Annotated in this window: 17 protein-coding genes; 12 read left to right on the top strand and 5 right to left on the bottom strand. The window is 64.1% G+C overall.

Annotation, left to right across the window (positions count from 1 at the left end):
* Positions 1–131 precede the first annotated feature (131 nt).
* Positions 132–953: an ATP-binding cassette domain-containing protein gene (locus AC1D2L_RS03880; protein WP_476844487.1), complete on the bottom strand. Its 822-nt coding sequence runs from the start codon at positions 951–953 to the stop codon at positions 132–134.
* 538 nt (positions 954–1,491) lie between these two features.
* Between AC1D2L_RS03880 and AC1D2L_RS03875 the strand changes: the two genes are divergently transcribed.
* The 8 genes from AC1D2L_RS03875 to AC1D2L_RS03840 all read left to right on the top strand — a co-directional run bounded on the left by AC1D2L_RS03875 (position 1,492) and on the right by AC1D2L_RS03840 (position 10,037).
* Entirely contained in the window at positions 1,492–3,543 is a 2,052-nt protein-coding gene (locus AC1D2L_RS03875) for a hypothetical protein (protein WP_476844486.1), read from the top strand.
* Between the two features lie 179 nt (positions 3,544–3,722).
* Positions 3,723–5,675, top strand: a complete 1,953-nt coding sequence (locus AC1D2L_RS03870) for a S8 family serine peptidase (protein ID WP_476844485.1) — start codon at positions 3,723–3,725, stop codon at positions 5,673–5,675.
* A gap of 222 nt (positions 5,676–5,897) precedes the next feature.
* Complete coding sequence (dusA, locus tag AC1D2L_RS03865; RefSeq protein WP_476844484.1) at positions 5,898–6,929, top strand: tRNA dihydrouridine(20/20a) synthase DusA; 1,032 nt, start codon at positions 5,898–5,900, stop codon at positions 6,927–6,929.
* Between the two features lie 10 nt (positions 6,930–6,939).
* Positions 6,940–7,401 carry a PaaI family thioesterase gene (locus AC1D2L_RS03860; protein WP_476844483.1) on the top strand — a complete coding sequence of 154 codons (462 nt, stop codon included), beginning with the start codon at positions 6,940–6,942 and terminating at the stop codon, positions 7,399–7,401.
* A 114-nt stretch (positions 7,402–7,515) separates the two neighbouring features.
* Complete coding sequence (locus tag AC1D2L_RS03855) at positions 7,516–7,815, top strand: ArsR/SmtB family transcription factor (protein WP_476844482.1); 300 nt, start codon at positions 7,516–7,518, stop codon at positions 7,813–7,815.
* A 46-nt stretch (positions 7,816–7,861) separates the two neighbouring features.
* Entirely contained in the window at positions 7,862–8,302 is a 441-nt protein-coding gene (locus tag AC1D2L_RS03850; RefSeq protein WP_476844481.1) for an SRPBCC family protein, read from the top strand.
* 187 nt (positions 8,303–8,489) lie between these two features.
* Positions 8,490–9,239 carry a DUF899 domain-containing protein gene (locus AC1D2L_RS03845; protein WP_476844480.1) on the top strand — a complete coding sequence of 250 codons (750 nt, stop codon included), beginning with the start codon at positions 8,490–8,492 and terminating at the stop codon, positions 9,237–9,239.
* A gap of 87 nt (positions 9,240–9,326) precedes the next feature.
* Entirely contained in the window at positions 9,327–10,037 is a 711-nt protein-coding gene (locus tag AC1D2L_RS03840; RefSeq protein WP_476844479.1) for a DUF1428 domain-containing protein, read from the top strand.
* A 75-nt stretch (positions 10,038–10,112) separates the two neighbouring features.
* On the opposite strand, the gene AC1D2L_RS03835 is transcribed toward AC1D2L_RS03840, so the two are convergent.
* Entirely contained in the window at positions 10,113–11,342 is a 1,230-nt protein-coding gene (locus AC1D2L_RS03835; protein WP_476844478.1) for an SMP-30/gluconolactonase/LRE family protein, read from the bottom strand.
* A gap of 314 nt (positions 11,343–11,656) precedes the next feature.
* Here AC1D2L_RS03835 and AC1D2L_RS03830 point away from each other — a divergent pair, with 314 nt between their 5' ends.
* The gene (locus tag AC1D2L_RS03830) at positions 11,657–12,490 is read left to right on the top strand and encodes a sulfite exporter TauE/SafE family protein (RefSeq protein ID WP_476844477.1); all 834 of its coding nucleotides are present in this window, start codon (positions 11,657–11,659) and stop codon (positions 12,488–12,490) included.
* A gap of 59 nt (positions 12,491–12,549) precedes the next feature.
* On the opposite strand, the gene AC1D2L_RS03825 is transcribed toward AC1D2L_RS03830, so the two are convergent.
* On the bottom strand, positions 12,550–12,726 hold the full coding sequence (locus AC1D2L_RS03825; RefSeq protein WP_476844476.1) for a DUF1289 domain-containing protein: 177 nt from the start codon (positions 12,724–12,726) through the stop codon (positions 12,550–12,552).
* Positions 12,723–13,571: an adenosylcobinamide-GDP ribazoletransferase gene (locus tag AC1D2L_RS03820; protein ID WP_476844475.1), complete on the bottom strand. Its 849-nt coding sequence runs from the start codon at positions 13,569–13,571 to the stop codon at positions 12,723–12,725. The genes AC1D2L_RS03825 and AC1D2L_RS03820 overlap by 4 nt, the downstream gene beginning before the upstream one ends.
* Positions 13,572–13,695: 124 nt before the next feature.
* Between AC1D2L_RS03820 and cobT the strand changes: the two genes are divergently transcribed.
* From cobT to AC1D2L_RS03805, 3 genes are all read left to right on the top strand, one after another.
* Positions 13,696–14,715, top strand: coding sequence for a nicotinate-nucleotide--dimethylbenzimidazole phosphoribosyltransferase (gene cobT / locus AC1D2L_RS03815; RefSeq protein ID WP_476844474.1), 1,020 nt, complete (start codon positions 13,696–13,698; stop codon positions 14,713–14,715).
* Positions 14,716–14,802: 87 nt separating this feature from the next.
* Complete coding sequence (locus AC1D2L_RS03810; protein WP_476844473.1) at positions 14,803–15,066, top strand: hypothetical protein; 264 nt, start codon at positions 14,803–14,805, stop codon at positions 15,064–15,066.
* Between the two features lie 166 nt (positions 15,067–15,232).
* A complete protein-coding gene (locus tag AC1D2L_RS03805; protein WP_476844472.1) occupies positions 15,233–15,676 on the top strand; it encodes a hypothetical protein in 444 nt (147 codons plus the stop codon).
* 43 nt (positions 15,677–15,719) lie between these two features.
* Here AC1D2L_RS03805 and AC1D2L_RS03800 read toward each other — a convergent pair whose 3' ends face one another.
* Positions 15,720–17,240: a sensor histidine kinase gene (locus tag AC1D2L_RS03800; protein ID WP_476844668.1), complete on the bottom strand. Its 1,521-nt coding sequence runs from the start codon at positions 17,238–17,240 to the stop codon at positions 15,720–15,722.
* Between the last annotated feature and the right edge of the window lie 68 nt (positions 17,241–17,308).

Raw genomic sequence — 17,308 nt, 5'->3', positions numbered from 1 at the left:
GCGACGAAGCAATCCAGGGGGCCGTAGAGCACTGCCGTCTCTGGATTGCTTCGCTCCGCTCGCAATGACGGTCATCGGCAAAGGCCGACCTCGCCCCGGTGGTGGCGGGCGTCAGGCTCACTGCGCAAACCTCAGCGCACGAAGCTGATCGGCACACCCGTGTCGGGGTTGGCGATGACGCCCATGGCGATGCCGTAGATCGCCTCCAGTTGCGCAGGCGTCATGATCTCGGCGGGCGTGCCGCGCGCGATCAACCTGCCGCCGTGCAGCGCGACGATCTCGTCGCAGAAGCGCGCGGCCATGTTGACGTCGTGCAGCACCACGACCACGCCGAGGTCGCGCTCGCGTGCCAGCCGTTGCACCAGCGACAGCACCTCGACCTGATGGGCGACGTCCAGCGCCGAGATCGGCTCGTCGAGCAGCAGGCATTCCGCGTCCTGCGCCACGAGCATCGCGATCCAGACGCGCTGGCGCTCGCCGCCCGACAGCGTGTCGACGAGACGATCGGCGAAGGGCTCGATCCCCGTCAGCGCCATCGCCTCGCGCACCTTGCGTCTATCCGTGTCGCTGAAGCGCCCGAGCGCGCCGTGCCAGGGATAGCGCCCCAGCGCCACCAGTTCCTTGACCAGCATCCCGGCCGCCGCCGGTGTCTGCTGCGGGAGATAGGCGACCTTGCGCGCAAAGTCGCGGCCGCTCCAGTCGTCGAGCGCCTTCCCCTCGAAGCGGATCGTGCCAGTCGAGCACGGCTGCTGGCGCGCCAGCAGCTTGACCAGCGTCGATTTGCCGGAGCCGTTATGCCCGATCAGCCCGACCACGCTGCGGCTCGGCAGGTCCAGCGTCAGAGGTTGCAGCAGCGCCCGGCCTGGAATGGCAAAGCCCGCGCCTTCGAGCCGAAACAGCGGCTCGGCGCCCGCAACGGATGAGAAGTTCGGGGCGGTCTCGAGCAGTTGCATCGGGTGGGAACAATCCTGATGGAGCGGCCTGTCGGCCCAATCGCATGACAGCATGAGGGCTCCGCGAACCGCTGGCATGGTTGACCATGTCTAGGGGAGCGGCAATTCCCGAGCAACAAGAATATTTTGGAGTATTTCTAGTATTCCCCGGAATGCCGGCCAGCACGGCGGCATGAGACGCGTTGGTCTCACGCAGCAGTGGCCAGTCGGTCAGTCCCGGCGGTCGTTGAGCGACGTCCAGCCGCTTGATCGCGGAGTTTGGGTGGGACGGCTGGTCCGATTGGACGAGCGAGGCCGCGGTCAAGATGCCGTTGTGGATAGTTGGGAGCGGCCCGAATTCGGGAGAAGAAGGGGGCGTCGCATGACGTAACGAACGCAATCTAAAAATCGAAAGTGACGTAGCGGTATGATCGTAACGAGATTAACCATTTAGTAGTAATTGTCAATAAAGTGTTAATTCGCAATTGCATTTGATTAAAAATGCAGCGATTTTCCCTCCATCCGCATCAAGCGGGCTGTGGGTTGAGGGGAGTTCCAAATGGCTACCGAGGCTGTTCCAGGCAAAACCGTTACTCAGGATGACTCTGCGACACTTCCGTCGCTCATCGTGTCCAATTTCTTTACGGGTGCGACGCCGCTTTTTGAGAAGCTTGCCGACCTGAGCGCGTTCGCGCAGGTCCAGTACGCATATTATGCATCGATGGGGGTTGGGCAGCCGCTGCTGGGACCCTATGAGGCGCTCGGTCGCGGCTTCGCCGAAACCGAAGCCTTTGCGAATAAGTATGGCGTGCTTGGCAGCGAGTTCGTCAATGTCGCGTACAACGATGTCTTCGGCAGGGCTCCGACCGCCGAGCAGAACGCTCATTTCCAGGCGCAGATCGACTATTTCGTCTCGATCTACACGAAGGTCGGGATATCAGCCGACTCCGCGACCTTGTTTGCCAGAGGTGCGGCGATTGGCCAGATGCTCGGCGAGGCTGCCCTCAACGGGACGTCAGTGTTCGACTATGCCGGTGCCGCCAAGGCATTCATCGAGAAGATGGGTGACGCTGATTTCGTGCCCGGTCAGCCGCTTTCGAATTTCGATGACGCGCCTGTTGTTTCTCCGGGCGGTGGTGGTTCGCCGCCGGCGGATACAGTGGATTATACGCTCCAGAACGGCGTTCTGACGCTGACCGCCAATGGCGGATATGTCGGCACGATCGACCAGGCAAATCTCAAGATTGTCGAGCCCGACGGCCAGACGCGCGTGATAGATCTGGCTGCGATCACAAAGATCGTCCTTGTTCAGCAGGGCACCAAGTTCAATGTCGACGGGGCTGTGCTCAACGGCAAGGCGATTGCAGTCGACGGGGCCGGCGTCCTCAATGTCACTGGGGTCGGTTTCCAGGCTGCGATTGGCGCCACGCAGTTCGAGCCGACCGTCAATCTCGATCAGCTTATCCACTCCTCACAGGGCTTCGTGTCGGCGCAGAGCCAATTTCTCGTCAACGGTTCAGTAAGGGACGCCATCAAGGTCCAGTGGGATTTCTGGGACGACAAGTACGTCGTTGCAGGCCAGCAGGCTTACACAAACTTGGAGATCAATGAGGCGACCATCCGCCTTGGCGTCAAGTATATCAATGACATCGACCCCGCTGCGGGCGCTGGCGGAAACGTCGCGAACGTCATCACCGATATCGTCGGGAAAGCGAGTGCGGATGGGCGTTCGCAGCTGCTGCACGACAACCTGCTCGGCAATGTCGGAGCAGCCTCGATGGGCGATCGCCAATTCAGCGACGCCAAGCTGACGGAATTGAAGAATTTGGTTCGTGATGAATACGAAAACCGCCCGTGGATCAGCGGTGAGCTGGCCGATGCTGCAACTGCTCCGGTTGGCGTGGCGAAGGCTTTCGACTTTGCGAAGGGCTTTGCTCGGCCAGATTATATCATGGAAGCCATGAATAAATCCGTTGATATGGCGGCCCGCAAGGGTGCCGAGATGTTCTACGGTGATGGCAATACGGTTACTGGGTTCAATTTGGTCAGGCATGAAGGTTTAGGTATTGAGCTTGGATTGAAAGCGAAGGAACGCGGTGGTCCGGATATAATTGGAATCAAGGGCCAAGATGGATTAGTCCATTACCAAGCCGACACGGGAGTATCCCCGTCTAACGCAAACCGCGCAGATTGGAGTTTTGATTTCTCGGTCTTGACAGGGCTCAACGGTCGATCCGAGACGTTGAACAACTACACCTTTAAACTTCTCGTCGATACGGACAAATCAGTCGGGACTTCGTACCAGGAACTCAAGCTGACCCAGATCACCCCTGGTGTCACGCCTTGGATTGATCCTGCTGGTAAGTTGACCGGCTTTATCAATGACGACGATGGTAATGCGGCCGGAAGCGCTATTCGCTCTCAGAACTCCGTAAATTTTGGCTTTGATTGGCTCAAGAACATAATCGATTCAAATTCGGAGATCGATGGGATCCAGCCCTATGACTACAGTGCCGGCCGTTTCGATATCTTGTTGGTTGCCGAGGATAAGGCGACAGGGGTCAAAATCGTCGGCACACATATCGTCGTTGACGTGGGGGCCTTGATCTAGAATCGGGGTTAAATCGTCACCCATGCAAGCGGGCCATTGGCCCGCTTGTTTTTTTGGTAGGGGTAATAAAGTACTAATCCAATATAGATCAAATTCGACTTAATTTTCGGAGCGTTTATTCGAAAAGCATTCGTAGTCTTCACCCATGAGTTTCGCAACGTTCGCGATCGGGTGGGGCTATGTCGATCAAAACTAATGATCCGTTACTCTCTCAGCAGTGGCACCTTGACCGTATTGGTCTCGATTACGTCTACGAACAGTATCGTGGATCGGGTATCAAGGTCGGGGTTTACGATACCGGTATCCAAGCGACCCACGCCGGGTTGAAGCAGAACTACATGGCGTCACTCGAAATAGGTGCTGGCAATGGCGTCGGCGGCGCACACGGTACAGCGGTCGCGGGCATCATTGCCGCTGCCGCCAACGACGGCAACGGTGGCATCGGCATCGCCAGCGACGCGCGGGTGACCGGCGTCAATGTCTTCGGAGCATCGAGCGACATGCTTACCTCGATGCAGCAGATGTCGCGCTTCGATGTCGTCAACAATTCCTGGGGCTGGACGGAGCGCTACTCCGACGGCGCCGACACCACCTTCGGACGCAGCTTTGTGGCCTCTCTCGAAGCTGGAGTGCAGAACGGTCGCGGCGGGCTCGGCACAATTGTCGTGAACTCGTCCGGGAATGACTGGCTGAAAAGCCGGGTCGACGCCAACACCAGCGAATTCAGCGCCAGTCGCGCCACAATCACTGTCGGCGCCGTCACGGACCAGGACTTCGTCGCCGGCTATTCGAACCGCGGCGCAAGCCTGCTGGTCTCGGCTCCCTCGAGCGGGGGAGCCAAGGGTATCGCCACGACGGACATGACGGGCAGCGCGGGGTATTCGACCGGCGACACCACGACCACCTTCGGCGGCACCTCGGCCGCCGCGCCGATCGTCTCGGGTGTGGTCGCGCTGATGCTCGAAGCCAACCCCAATCTCGGTTGGCGCGACGTCCAGGACATCCTGGCGCTGAGCGCCCAGCATGTTGGATCCGCCATCGGAGCCGGCGCGCAGAACGGCGAGGCCTATGGCTGGATCATCAACCACGCCAACTCCTTCAATGGTGGCGGGCTGCATTTCTCCAATGACTACGGCTTTGGACTGGTCGATGCCCGCTCCGCGGTGCGGATGGCCGAAGTCTGGTCAGAGTTCGGATCCGCCAAGGTCAGCGGCAACGAACTCAGCACGTCCAGCTCGGTGACCCTCAATCGCATGATCGCCGACAAAGCGACGACGAGCTTCGAGACGAAGATCGGCGCATCGATTTCCGTCGAGCATGTAGAATTGACGCTCAACCTGACGCATTCCGACGTGAACCAGATGCGCATCGAACTGGTTTCGCCATCGGGGACCGTGTCCGAACTGCTCTCCGCTGGCGCCGGCGCCAAGGAAACGCACATCAACTGGACCTGGACCTTCGGTTCCGAGGCGTTCCGTGGCGAGGATTCGACGGGAACCTGGACCGTCCGCCTCATCGACACCGTTACAGGTGCTGTCGGCATGGTCTCGTCGGCGAAGGTGACGGTATATGGCGCGGAGCAATCGGCCGACGACGTTTATCACTTCACCGATGCCTTCGGCCTGCTTGCTGCGACCGATCCGTCTCGCGCGGTCCTCGATGACCTCAACTGGGGCAATGACTGGATCGATGCCTCGGCGACGCGGGCCGGGGTCCTTGTGAACCTCGCCCCCGGGTCTGTCTCGCAGATCGGCGGCGCGATGCTGAGGACGACCGGCACGACAGCAATAGAGAACGTGGCGGGCGGCGACGGCAGTGACGTGCTGATCGGCAACGTGTGGAACAACATCATGGTCGGAGGCCGCGGCAAAGATAGCTTTGTCTTCGCCAGCGCCGATTTCGGCTTCGACCATATCCGGGACTTTACGAAGGGCGAGGACAAGATCGTCTTCACGCAGGGGCCTGCCGGGATGGCACAAATCGGTATCGTCGAGACTTCCCATGCGACGATCGTGGTCTACGGCGGGTCGTCGGTGACGCTCGACGGCTTCCACGGCCTTGATGCGACAGACTTCCTTTTCAACGTCAATCTTGCGGGCCTGGCTCCCCATGCGGCGCTGGATCTCGCGTGATAGGGGGCGAAAGGGGTTCGTTCTTCCAGCCATGAGGCTCAACTGAGGCGCTGGTGTCGGTCAGCGCTCTCGCTTTGGACGGGAATTTGGGTCATATAGGCGCTGGTTCCCTCCCGGTTGGTCGAGAAGGTTGCGCCTTGCTATCGCGCGGCCCTGCTCGGTGCGATGCGCGATCTCGCTCGTGGCCGGCAGGGGCTGGCATGGCAAAGCGAGCATTCTGACTTGAGCGAGACGACCTATAATCGCGGCGCGATCCCGCCGAACGGCTTCTGGCGCTTCTCCGTGGCGCCGATGATGGATTGGACAGATTCCGCCTGCAGGATCATCCATCGGCTGATGTCGCGCCATGCGCTGCTCTATACGGAGATGGTCACTGCCCAGGCCGTGATCCGTGGTGATCGGCAGCGCTTGATCGGCTATGACGACTTCGAGCATCCCATCGCGTTGCAACTCGGCGGCAATGATCCCGCATTGCTGGCAGAGGCCGCGAAGATTGGCGCCGACTTCGGCTATGACGAGGTCAATCTCAACTGCGGCTGCCCGTCGGACCGCGTGCAGGGCGGGGCGTTCGGCGCCTGTCTGATGCGCGAGCCCGCGCTTGTCGGCGATTGTATCGCGGCGATGAAGGCTGCGGTCTCGATCCCGGTCACGGTGAAGTGCCGCATCGGCGTCGACGACCAGGATCCCGAAGCCGCGCTCGATGCCCTCACCGCGACGGTGCGCGCAGCCGGTGTCGACGCTGTGATCGTACATGCGCGAAAAGCCTGGTTGCAGGGCCTGTCGCCGAAGGAAAACCGTGAGATTCCGCCGCTCGACTACGAGCGCGCCTATCGGCTGAAGGTCGCCAATCCCGATCTCGTCGTCGCGATTAATGGCGGGATCCGGGCGTCGGAGGAGTGGGTTGGGCATCTCCAAAAGCTCGACGGCGTCATGATCGGGCGCGAGGCCTATCAGAACCCCGAATCCCTGCTGCAGGTCGACCCGCTGCTGTTCGGTGCTGACGCACCGGTTGCCGACGCCTTCGAAATGCTGGAGGCGCTCGAGCCGCATATCGCAGCGCATCTCGAGCGTGGCGGGCGCCTGCATGGTTTCACGCGCCACCTCGTCGGGCTTTTCCCCGGCCGGCGCGGCTCGCGGCTGTTCCGCCGCCATCTTGCCGAGCATTGCGTCGGCGCCCAGGCGGGGCTGGCGGATTTGCGCGCTGCGATCGCGCATGTCTCGCGCTATGAGGATGTTCCGCTCGCAGCCGAATAGGAACGCCGCCATGCCGACCGAGGGACCGCAGCAAGCGCCGGCCGAGATCGTCGCGCGCGTCGAGGCCAGCTTCGCCAAGCAGGCTTTCATGACTACGATCGGTGCGCGGCTCGTCCATGTCGGGCGAGGCGGGGTAGAGATCGAAATGCCGGTCTCCGCGCATCTGTCGCAGCAGCACGGCTTCGTCCATGCGGGCGCGGTGGCGACCATCGCCGATTCCGCCTGCGGCTATGCGGCGCTGACGGCCATGGCCGCGGGCGCAGGCGTCCTCACTGCCGAGTTCAAGATCAATCTGCTGGCGCCGGCCGCCGGCGAGCGCCTGGTCGCAAAGGGCCGGGTGGTCAAGGCGGGGCGCACGCTGACGCTCGCCATGGCCGAGGTTTTCGCGGTGTCTGACGGCAAGCCCAAGCTCTGCGCGATGATGACGGCGACCTGCATGGCGGTGGTCGGCCGCGAGGGCGTGTCCGACTGAGCGGCTGTCCCCGGGGTGGAATCGCGCCAGGGGTTGACGCCATAGCCCAGCATGCATACACTTAACTTTATGGTTAAGTTTCAGCAATCACAGCTCGACCGCACCTTTTCTGCCTTGGCAGACCCGACACGCCGGGCGCTGCTGGCGCGTCTCGAAGGTGAGGATGGGCTGTCGGTCAGCGAATTGGCGCGTCCGTTCCCGGTCTCGCTGCCGGCGATCATGAAGCATCTCGACGTGCTCTCCGATGCCGGCCTGGTCACGCGTTCGAAGCAGGGACGCACCGTCTCCTGCCGCCTCAACGCGGAACCGATGGAGGAGGCAATGAGCTGGCTCGCGCACTACCAGCGCTTCTGGTCGCAGCGCCTCGACGCGCTTGAGGCGATGCTGAACCAGCAGCGCCAAGAGACCATCTGACCGGACAATCAAGGCGTTTGACGACGAAGCCGCAGGAGGCGACGCGATGGACAAGAAGGTCGAGACCACTCCGAGCCTGACGATGAAGCGGCGGCTGAACGCCAGTCCTGCCGAGGTTTTCAAGGCCTGGACCGACCCGAGGCTGCTGACCCGCTGGTTCGGCCCGGAAAATGTCGAGACGCTCGAAGCCGAGGTCGATTGCCGTATCGGCGGCCGCTACCGCGTCGTCATGCTGGAGGATACCGGGGAGCGCCACGAGGTATCGGGCACCTACCAGGAAGTCGTCGAGAATGAGCGGCTGGTATTCAGCTGGTCCTGGGTGACGACGCCCGAGCGCGTGTCGCGCGTCACCGTCACATTGAAGCCCGATGGCGATGTGACGATCCTGACGCTGCTGCACGAAAAGCTCTTCGACGAGACGGTGGTCGCGAGCCACACCCATGGTTGGACCGGCTCCATGGTCAAGCTGGAACTGCTGTTCTCCTGACAGGGATCGACCTGCGGCGGGCCTAGGCTCGCCGCCCGGATGGACCTCGAAGAACCACGCGATGAACGCGCCGCGGCCGCCGCTGGCAGGCCCGCGCGAACGGATAGCCTTTGCCGAAAACGTGCCACCGCGCCGGCACAGGCCCGATTTCGCAGCCAGGCATGGCTGCTCGTGAGGGAGAAGGACGATGCAACACGAAGTCGTATCCCGCGAAGCCTGGCTGGAGGCCCGCAAGGCACATCTGGCCGCCGAAAAGGACTTCACCCATGCCCGCGACAGGCTTTCGGCACAGCGGCGCGCCTTGCCCTGGGTCTGCATCGACAAGGACTACATCTTCGAGGGCCCGAACGGCCGCTTGACCCTGGGCGATCTCTTCGCCGGCAACAGCCAACTGGTGATCTACCACTTCATGTTCGGGCCCGGCTGGACCGAAGGCTGCCCGGGCTGCTCGTTCCTGGCCGATCATTTCGATGGCCCCAACCAGCATCTCAGGCATCATGATGTCAGCCTGGTCGCGGTCTCGCGCGCGCCCTATGCCGAGTTCCAGCCGTTCCGGAAGCGGATGGGTTGGCAGTTCCCCTGGGTGTCCTCGGCGGGCAGCGAGTTCAACTACGATTTCCACGTATCGCCGAGCCCCGGCGAGCAGGCGGCGGGTCGCTACGAGTATAACTACGCGATGCATGACGGGGAGGGCGGCGAGATGCCTGGTTTCAGCGTGTTCTATCGCAACGAGGCCGGCGAGATCTTCCACACCTATTCGAGTTTTGCGCGCGGCGGCGATCTGCTGATCGGCGCCTACAACCTCCTCGACATGACGCCCAAGGGCCGCAACGAGGACGGCATCATGGACTGGATGCGCCACCATGACCGCTATGAGCAGCAGCCCGGCTCGGCATCGTTCCAGCCGCTTCTGGCGACAGGCACCTGCTGCGGCTGAGCCGCGCCACCACCCTAACCCAGGGACTAGACAAAGCACTCACCCAGGCCCCCGGAAACAGGGGGCTGCAACACCAGGAGCCAAGCTATGACCTATGTGCAGGGATTTGTCGTGGCCGTACCTGCGGCCAACAAGGAGGCCTACCGCAAGCACGCGGCCGACGCCGTCGGCCTGTTCAAGGAGTTCGGGGCGACCCGGATGGTCGAGGCCTGGGGCGACGACGTGCCCGATGGCAAGCTCACCGACTTCAAGGGCGCGGTGAAGGCGGAGGACGGCGAGGTCGTCGTCTTTTCCTGGCTCGAATATGCCGACAAGGCGACGGCCGATGCCGCGAGCGAGAAGATGATGAACGATCCGCGCATGAAGGAGATGGGCGAAAACATGCCCTTCGATGGCAAGCGCATGATCTATGGCGGATTCTCGTCGCTGACACAGCAGGGGAACGCGGGCCGCATGGCCTATGTCGACGGCATGCTCGCGGCGGTTCCCGTCGACCAGAAGGACGCCTATCGCGAGTTCGCCCGGCATCACGGTGCCGTCCTGTGCGAGCATGGCGCCGCGCGCGTCGTCGACAGCTGGGGCACGGACGTCCCCGAGGGCAAGGTCACCGACTTCAAGCGAGCGGTGAAGGCGACGGACAACGAGGCCGTGGTTTATTCCTGGATCGAGTGGCCATCCAAGGAGGTCCGTGACGCCGGCTGGCAGAAGGTCATGGCCGACCCCCGGATGCAGCGCGACATGCCCTTTGACGGCAAGCGGCTTGTCCATGGAGGCTTCGCGCCGATCCTCGACGCGTAAGCAGCGGCATTGCCGGCAATGACGCTGGAGCCCCGGCGCGGCACGCCGGGGCTCGCTCACATGAGGCGGACGCGTTCAGCCGGGGCCGGCGCCCTGCGTGGCGAGGTAGACCGCATAGAGCGATTGGCTGGCAGCCATGAACAGCCGGTTCCTCTTGGGCCCGCCGAAGGTAATGTTGCCGCAGACCTCCGGCAGCCGGATGCGGCCGATCAGGTTCCCGGCCGGGTTGAAGACCGAGACGCCGCTATAGCCGACATTGCGCCCGGCATTGCTGGATGCCCAGAGGTTGCCTTCGACATCGCAGCGCAGCCCGTCCGGCCCGCAATTGATCCCGTCGAGCATGCAGTCCGAAAACAGCTTGCCGTTCGAGAGCTTGTTGTCGCTGCCGACATCGAAGACATGGATGTCGCCCTTGCCGCCGGGGCCGGTATCGCCGGGGCCCTTACCGGTCGAGGCGATGTAGAGCTTCTTGTAGTCGGGCGAGAAGCACAGGCCGTTGGGATCGGGCACCTGCGCCTCCGTGACGACGAGATCGATGCGCCCGCTCGGGTCGATCCGGTAGCAGTTCGTCGGCAGTTCGCGCCGGGCAAGGCCGATCCCGGGCGGCTGGCCGAGACGGGAATTGATCTTGCCGTTCGCGTTGCTCGGGCCGCCGGCGACGTCGGGCGCGCCCTCATAGAGCTGTCCGCCATAGGGCGGGTCCGTGAACCAGTAGCTCCCGTCGGGGTGGGCGACGATGTCATTGGGCGAGTTCAGCTTCTTGCCGTCGAAGCTCTCGGCCAGCACCGTCGCCGAGCCGTCGAGCTCGTAGCGCACGACGCGGCGGTTGAGATGCTCGCAGGAGAGTTGCCGGCCCTGGAAGTCGAAACTGTTGCCGTTGCTGTTGCCGGATGGCGCGCGGAACACGCTGACCCGCCCGTCATCCTCGAGCCAGCGCAGTTGCCGGTTGTTGGGGATGTCGCTCCAGACGAGATACTTGCCCTGTGCGTTCCAGGCCGGGCCTTCCGCCCACAGCGCACCGGTCCAGAGCCGCTGGATCGGCGCATTGGGTTGGGCGAGATTGTTGAAGGATGGATCGACCGCGATCACGTCGGGGTCCCAGAAATAGGTGGTCGGGGCGCCGCGCCGGCTGAAGTCGCGCGGTGGGTTGGTGACCACGCTCGGCGGCGCCTGCGGTCCCCCGGCGGTTTGCGCCAGCGCTGGGCCGGCAGCGGCCACCAGCATTCCGATGCCGCCGGCCCTGAGCAGGACCCGCCGTGACAACGGCCCGCCGAACTCGTCCGCCTCTGCATAGATATCTGCCATCGTGACCTCCCTCAATCTTGAATGATTGAAATGATTTAGCCCGATTGCCGTCCGCTGTTGCGCAGCGTTCCTCCTTCCATGCCTCCGCCTGCTGTGGTGTCGGCCCGGGCATGCCGAAACCAGATCATCGCGGTCATCCTAGCCGCGCCCACGCCCGCTGCGAAACCCCGCATAAAGCGATTGAGGTTTTCGAAAGCGGCGTTGCACGCCTGCCTCCTGCCTGCGGGCATGCCAGCCCTGTCCCGGTAGCCTTGCGGCAGTGGCGGAAATCGCCCACAGCGTCGGGACCATTTCGCACTGGACGATGAAATCCCATGTTCGCTGGCATCCCGATTGGCGATCTCGCCTTCCTCGCCGTTTCGCTCGTCGTCGCGGGCGCCTTCACCGGAATCCTCGCCGGTCTCTTTGGCGTCGGCGGTGGCGCGGTCATCGTGCCGATCCTCTACGAGGTCTTCCGCGTTATCGGCGTGCCCGAGGATGTGCGCATGCCGCTCTGCGTGGGCACCTCGCTGGCGATCATCATCCCGACCTCGATCCGCTCCTTCAATGCCCACCGTGCGAAGGGGCTGGTCGACCTCGACATTCTCAAGGTCTGGGCGGTCCCGGTCGTGCTCGGCGTCATCGCGGGCAGCTATATCGCCCGCTTCGCTCCGGCGGACCTGTTCAAGATCGTCTTCGTGGTCGTCGCGGTGGTCAGCGCGATTCGCCTGCTTTTCGCGTCCGATCGCTGGCAGTTGGGCACTGAGATGCCCGGCAAGGCGCTGATGACGGTCTATGGCGGCATCATCGGTGTGCTTTCGGCCCTGATGGGCATTGGCGGCGGGCAGTTGTCGAGCCTGTTCATGACCTTCTACGGACGCCCGATCCACCAGGCGGTCGCGACCTCGTCGGGCCTGGGCGTGCTGATCTCGATCCCGGGCGCGCTCGGCTTCATCTATGCCGGCTGGCCCAAGATGGACGTGCTGCCGCCGCTGTCGCTCGGCTATGTCTCGCTGATCGGGTTCATCCTCTTCATCCCGACCTCGATCTGGATGGCGCCGATCGGCGCGCGTCTGGCGCATCGCCTGTCTAAGCGTCGCCTCGAAGTCGTGTTCGGACTTTTCCTGCTGGTGGTCGCAAGCCGCTTCATCTGGCAACTGGCCTTCTGACGATCCGGCGGCGGCCCTGACCGCCAATGCCGGCTTGGCTCCGGAGCGCGGCTGAGACGTCAGCCCCGCCGTTGCGCGAGTCGCGCGGGAAGCAGGGCCATGATGGCGCGGCGCTCTGCCTCGCTGAGGCGGCTCCACTGCGCGATCTCGGCGAGCGTCCGGCCGCAGCCCTCGCACAACCGGCTGAGGGGATCGATCACGCAGATCCTGACGCAAGGGGTCGAGGCCTCAGTCACGGCCAGCCCACACCGAGCGCCAGCGCCAGGCCGAGATAGATCGCGAACTCGCTGACCTGCTGGGCGGCTCCGAGAATATCGCCGGTCTGCCCGCCGATCAGCCGCTGCGACAGCCTCCCGAGCCAACGTGAAGCGAGGTTGGCCAACGCCAGCCCCAGGAGCATCCCAAGCAGCGGTAGTCCCGTCGCCAGCGCCAGCGCTATGGCAAGCGTTGCCGCGAGAACCGCGGCGATCGCAACCGTAGCAGAGGTCGCCTGGCCGACGGCGGCTGCCGTCCCGACCGAGCGCGCCTGGCCTTGCGTGGCGAGCAGGCGCAGGCCCTCGAACCGTGACCAGGGCGCGGCCGCGAGCAAGGCTGCCGCCACGGCCAAGGCGCCGGCTGCGTCCAGGATCGAGGACAGCGCGCTCGCCCGCAGCAGCAAGGTCAGCACCATCGCCGCGCCGCCATAGGAGCCTATGCGGCTGTCCTTCATGATCTCGAGGCGGCGCTCGATCGTGTGGCCGCCGAACAGGCCGTCGGCGCTGTCCGCGAGCCCGTCCTCGTGAAAGACGCCGGTCGTCAGAACCAGGACCGTGATGGCGAGCGTGCCGGCCAGCATCGAGCCGAGCCCGGCAAGCCCGGCGCCGAGCAGGACGAGCGCTGCCGGCAGGGCGATGACGAGAGCGGCGAAGGGCAGGGCGCGCGGAATCAGGCGGAAGTCCGGCAGGCTATGGAGGTCGCGCTCGCCGGGCATCGCAGGGACCGGCAACCGCGAATAGAAGCGAATGCAGATCGCGGTCGCTATGACCCATCCGGGCCAGTATGGTGCCGACATGGCATCGGGTTCGCTGTTGGAATCGGCCATGCCGTGTCAGCATCCTTGAATGGCGCGGTCGATTGTCTTCGCGCGTCGCAGCCTATAGCAGCACCTGCAACCGCGCCGCCATCCGCGCCTGCGCCCGCCGCCACACTGCTGGACTGAGAACATCATGTCTGCCTCCGGACTGCCCTTCGACGATATCCGCGATCTCATTGCCGCCATGCCCGGCCCTGACATGGCCGCTGCCAACGCCGTCCGCGCGCGCGACAAGGACCTCACCAAGCCTGCAGGAAGCCTCGGCCGGATGGAGGAGATCGCCGAGTGGCTCGCAGCCTGGCAGGGCAAGGCCAAGCCGAGCGTCGACCGGCCGCTGGTCTGTGTCTTCGCCGGCAATCACGGCGTGGTGGCGCAGGGGGTCTCGGCCTACCCGCAGGCTGTGACCCGCCAGATGCTGGAGAATTTCGCCGCCGGCGGCGCTGCCATCAACCAGATTTGCGCGGCCTTCGATCTCGGCTTCAAGGTGTTCGACCTCGCCCTCGACCTGCCCACCGGCGACTTCACGCAAGGCGATGCGCTCGACGAGCGCGCCTGCGTCGCCACCATGGCCTTCGGAATGGAGGCGCTGGTCGGCGGCACAGATCTGCTCTGCCTGGGCGAAATGGGGATCGGCAACACGACGTCGGCAGCCGCGATCTACGCCGCGCTCTATGGTGGCGAGGCTGCGATGTGGTGCGGACGCGGCACCGGGCTCGATGACGCCGGGCTGAACCGCAAGGTCGCCGCGGTCGAGGCTGGTCTCGCGCTGCACGCCGCTCATCTGAAGGACCCTCTCGAGGTCCTGCGCCGCTTCGGTGGGCGCGAGATCGCAGCCATCTGCGGCGCGATCATCGCCGCGCGCTCGCAGCGCATACCGGTGATCCTCGACGGCTATGTCGTCACCGCCGCCGCCGCGATCCTGCATGCCATCGAGCCGTCCTCGATCGACCACTGCCTGGCCGGCCACCTCTCGGCCGAGGGGGCCCATGCGCACGTCCTCGCGCATCTCGGCAAGCAGCCCCTGCTGGCGCTGGACATGCGCCTGGGCGAGGGCACGGGTGCCGCGCTGGCGGCGAGTCTCGTCAAGGCGGCCGCCGCGATCCACAATGGCATGGCAACATTCGCGCAGGCGGGTGTTGCCGGGAAGGGCTGAACGAGGCTGGGAACGACGTCTTGGCGGCGGTGGCCGGGTCACGGTTGGCCGTTGCAGGTATCCACAACAGCGGGAGAACGAGATCACATGATAGACGCCAGAAGGATTTCACAGCTGCTGATGCTGGCCTTGCCGGCATTTGCCATCGCTGGCTGCGCCTCTCGGGAGGCGGTCCAGGCCGAGCCCGTCATGATGTCGTCATCGGCTCCACCGCCCAGCCGCAGCTATCTCGATCCGGGTCCCGCCGTCTCGAATGGCGGAGGACCCGCTTATGTGCGCGACAACCTTTCGAGCTCGCCACGCCAAACTGACGGCTTCGGGAACGGCACCCTGCCGCAATTGCCATACTGAACCCGTCTTCCCGGGGCGACGCGATGGCAGAAAAGGCGTAATGGTTACAGCGTCGACATATCGGTCTCCAGCCATCGCATTCCCATCATCAGGGCGACCGGCCCAAATCGTAGGTTGAGGTTTCTGTTTCTGCTGCGGCACATCGATCCATGCGGAGGAGATAACCATGCCATCATTGAGAGCGACGACGATCGTCCTGGCTGCGACATTGCTCGCGCCTGCCGCCTGGGCACAGCAGCGCGATCTCGGTCCGCCTACGGGCTCGGTGTCGATCCGGCAGGTGCAGGTGGCGTTCATCGGTTCCGGAGAGGTCGGTGGCGGAACCCTGATCTATCGAAGCCGCAGCTACGGCATCACTGTCGGCGGGCTCGGCATCGGCGGCATCGGCGCCTCGCGCCTGACGGCGACAGGCACTGTCTATGGCCTGACACGCCGCGAGGACTTCACCGGGCCCTATGTACAGCTGCGCGAAGGCTGGGCGGTCGGCGACCAGGGGCGCGGCCGCCTCTGGCTTCGCAATAGCAAGGGCGTCACTCTTAGTCTGGCGACGCGTCGTCAGGGGTTGCAGCTGTCGCTTGGCGCCGACGGCGTCCTGATCGGCTGGAAGTAGTAGGTATTCCGCCGGCTGCCACTGCTCGGCAACGCGGGCACGGTCAGGCGGCCCGCGTCGTCGGCTCCGGCAGGGCAGCCAGCGTGTCCATCACGCGCTCGGCCGGCAGGGTGATGGTGACGTCGGTTCCCGCGCGCGGTTTCGACTTCAGCTGGAAGCCGCCGCCATGGAGGTCGATCAGTCCCTTCACGATAGGCAGGCCCAGCCCCGAGCCCTGCTCGGCGGTCTTGATCGCCAGAGACCCGCGACCAAAGGTCTGCAGCACGATCGGGATTTCTTCCTCGGGGATGCCAGGGCCGGTGTCGCTGACCGAGACATATTGCCCGCCCGTCGCCGTCCAGCCGACCTTGATCGAGATCTCGCCGCCCTGCGGGGTGAACTTGATCGCGTTCGAGAGAATGTTCAGCACAACCTGACGCAGCGCGCGCTCGTCGGCCCAGATCTTCGGGAGATCGAGCTCGATCGCCTCGCGGATCGACTGCCCCTTCGCCTTGGCGCGCAGCTTCAGCATGTGGCTGCAATCGTCGACGATAGCCGCCAGCGAGATGGCTTCCTCGTTGAGCTCGTACTTCCCGGCCTCGATGCGGGAGAGGTCGAGGATCTCGTTGATCAGGTTGAGCAGATGCTGGCCGGAGCCGTGGATGTCGCCGGAGTATTCCTTGTATGCCGCATTGGCATGGCCGCCGAACACCTCGTTCTTCATGACCTCCGAGAAGCCCAGGATGGCGTTGAGCGGCGTGCGCAGTTCGTGGCTCATCGTCGCCAGAAAGCGTGACTTGGCGAGGTTCGCCTCCTCGGCCTTGCGCCGTGCCTCGTCCGAATTGGCAGTGGCGGTCTCGAGTTCGGCGATCAACGCATCCTTCTCGGCCCGGAACTCGATCGTCGACAGCGAGCTGACATACAGGCGGTTGGCGAGAAACAGAAAGAAGAGCTGCGCCGAAGCCGCCATCAGCGCCATCGTGACGCTGTCGATGTCGGTGCGGCCCCAGAAGAAGAAGCCGATGCCGACACCTATCGGCAGCAGCCCGGCATAGACCGCGGCAGGGATCGAGGCCGCCAGCATCACCGTCAGGGCGCTGACGATCAGCAATGTGGTGGTGACGAAGACTTTTGCGCCGGCAGCGTCGCCCTGCGTGAAGAGCACGAGGATCAGCGACCATGACAGGCCATGGAAGCCCTCGGCGAAGGTGAACAGCCGGCGCCAGCTCCTGATTGCGATATTGTCGGTGGCGGCCTCGGCCAGGAACCGGCGGCACAGGAACATCTCACCCAGCGACGCCACGATGACGATGCTGAGCCAGAAAAGGACCGAAAAGACCGGCGCCCACAGGCAGGCTGCTGCCGCGACGCACAGGGCCATCACCAGCGTGCCGACTGAGCCGTGCATGCGGTATTGCGCGAACAGGCGCAGCAACTCCTGGTCGAAGGCGCGCACGAGTCCGGTGGACGAGGTCAGGCGTTCGCGCACCGATTTGACCTCGCGCGTGACGAGCTTTCGGCGCGCCAAGGCATGCGGATCCGGTCCGCGCCCGCGTTGCACCTGTTCGGCCGTCACTTCCGCCATGGTCGCGATCAAGATCTCCCGATGCATCGTCCCGTCAGGCGAAATACGATTTCGCCGCGAGGACCATG

The sequence above is a fragment of the Allobosea sp. P1_B10 genome (assembly GCF_056406735.1).
The sequence above is the reverse complement of the archived record's forward strand: the minus strand, read 5'-3'. Positions and strand labels throughout refer to the sequence as shown.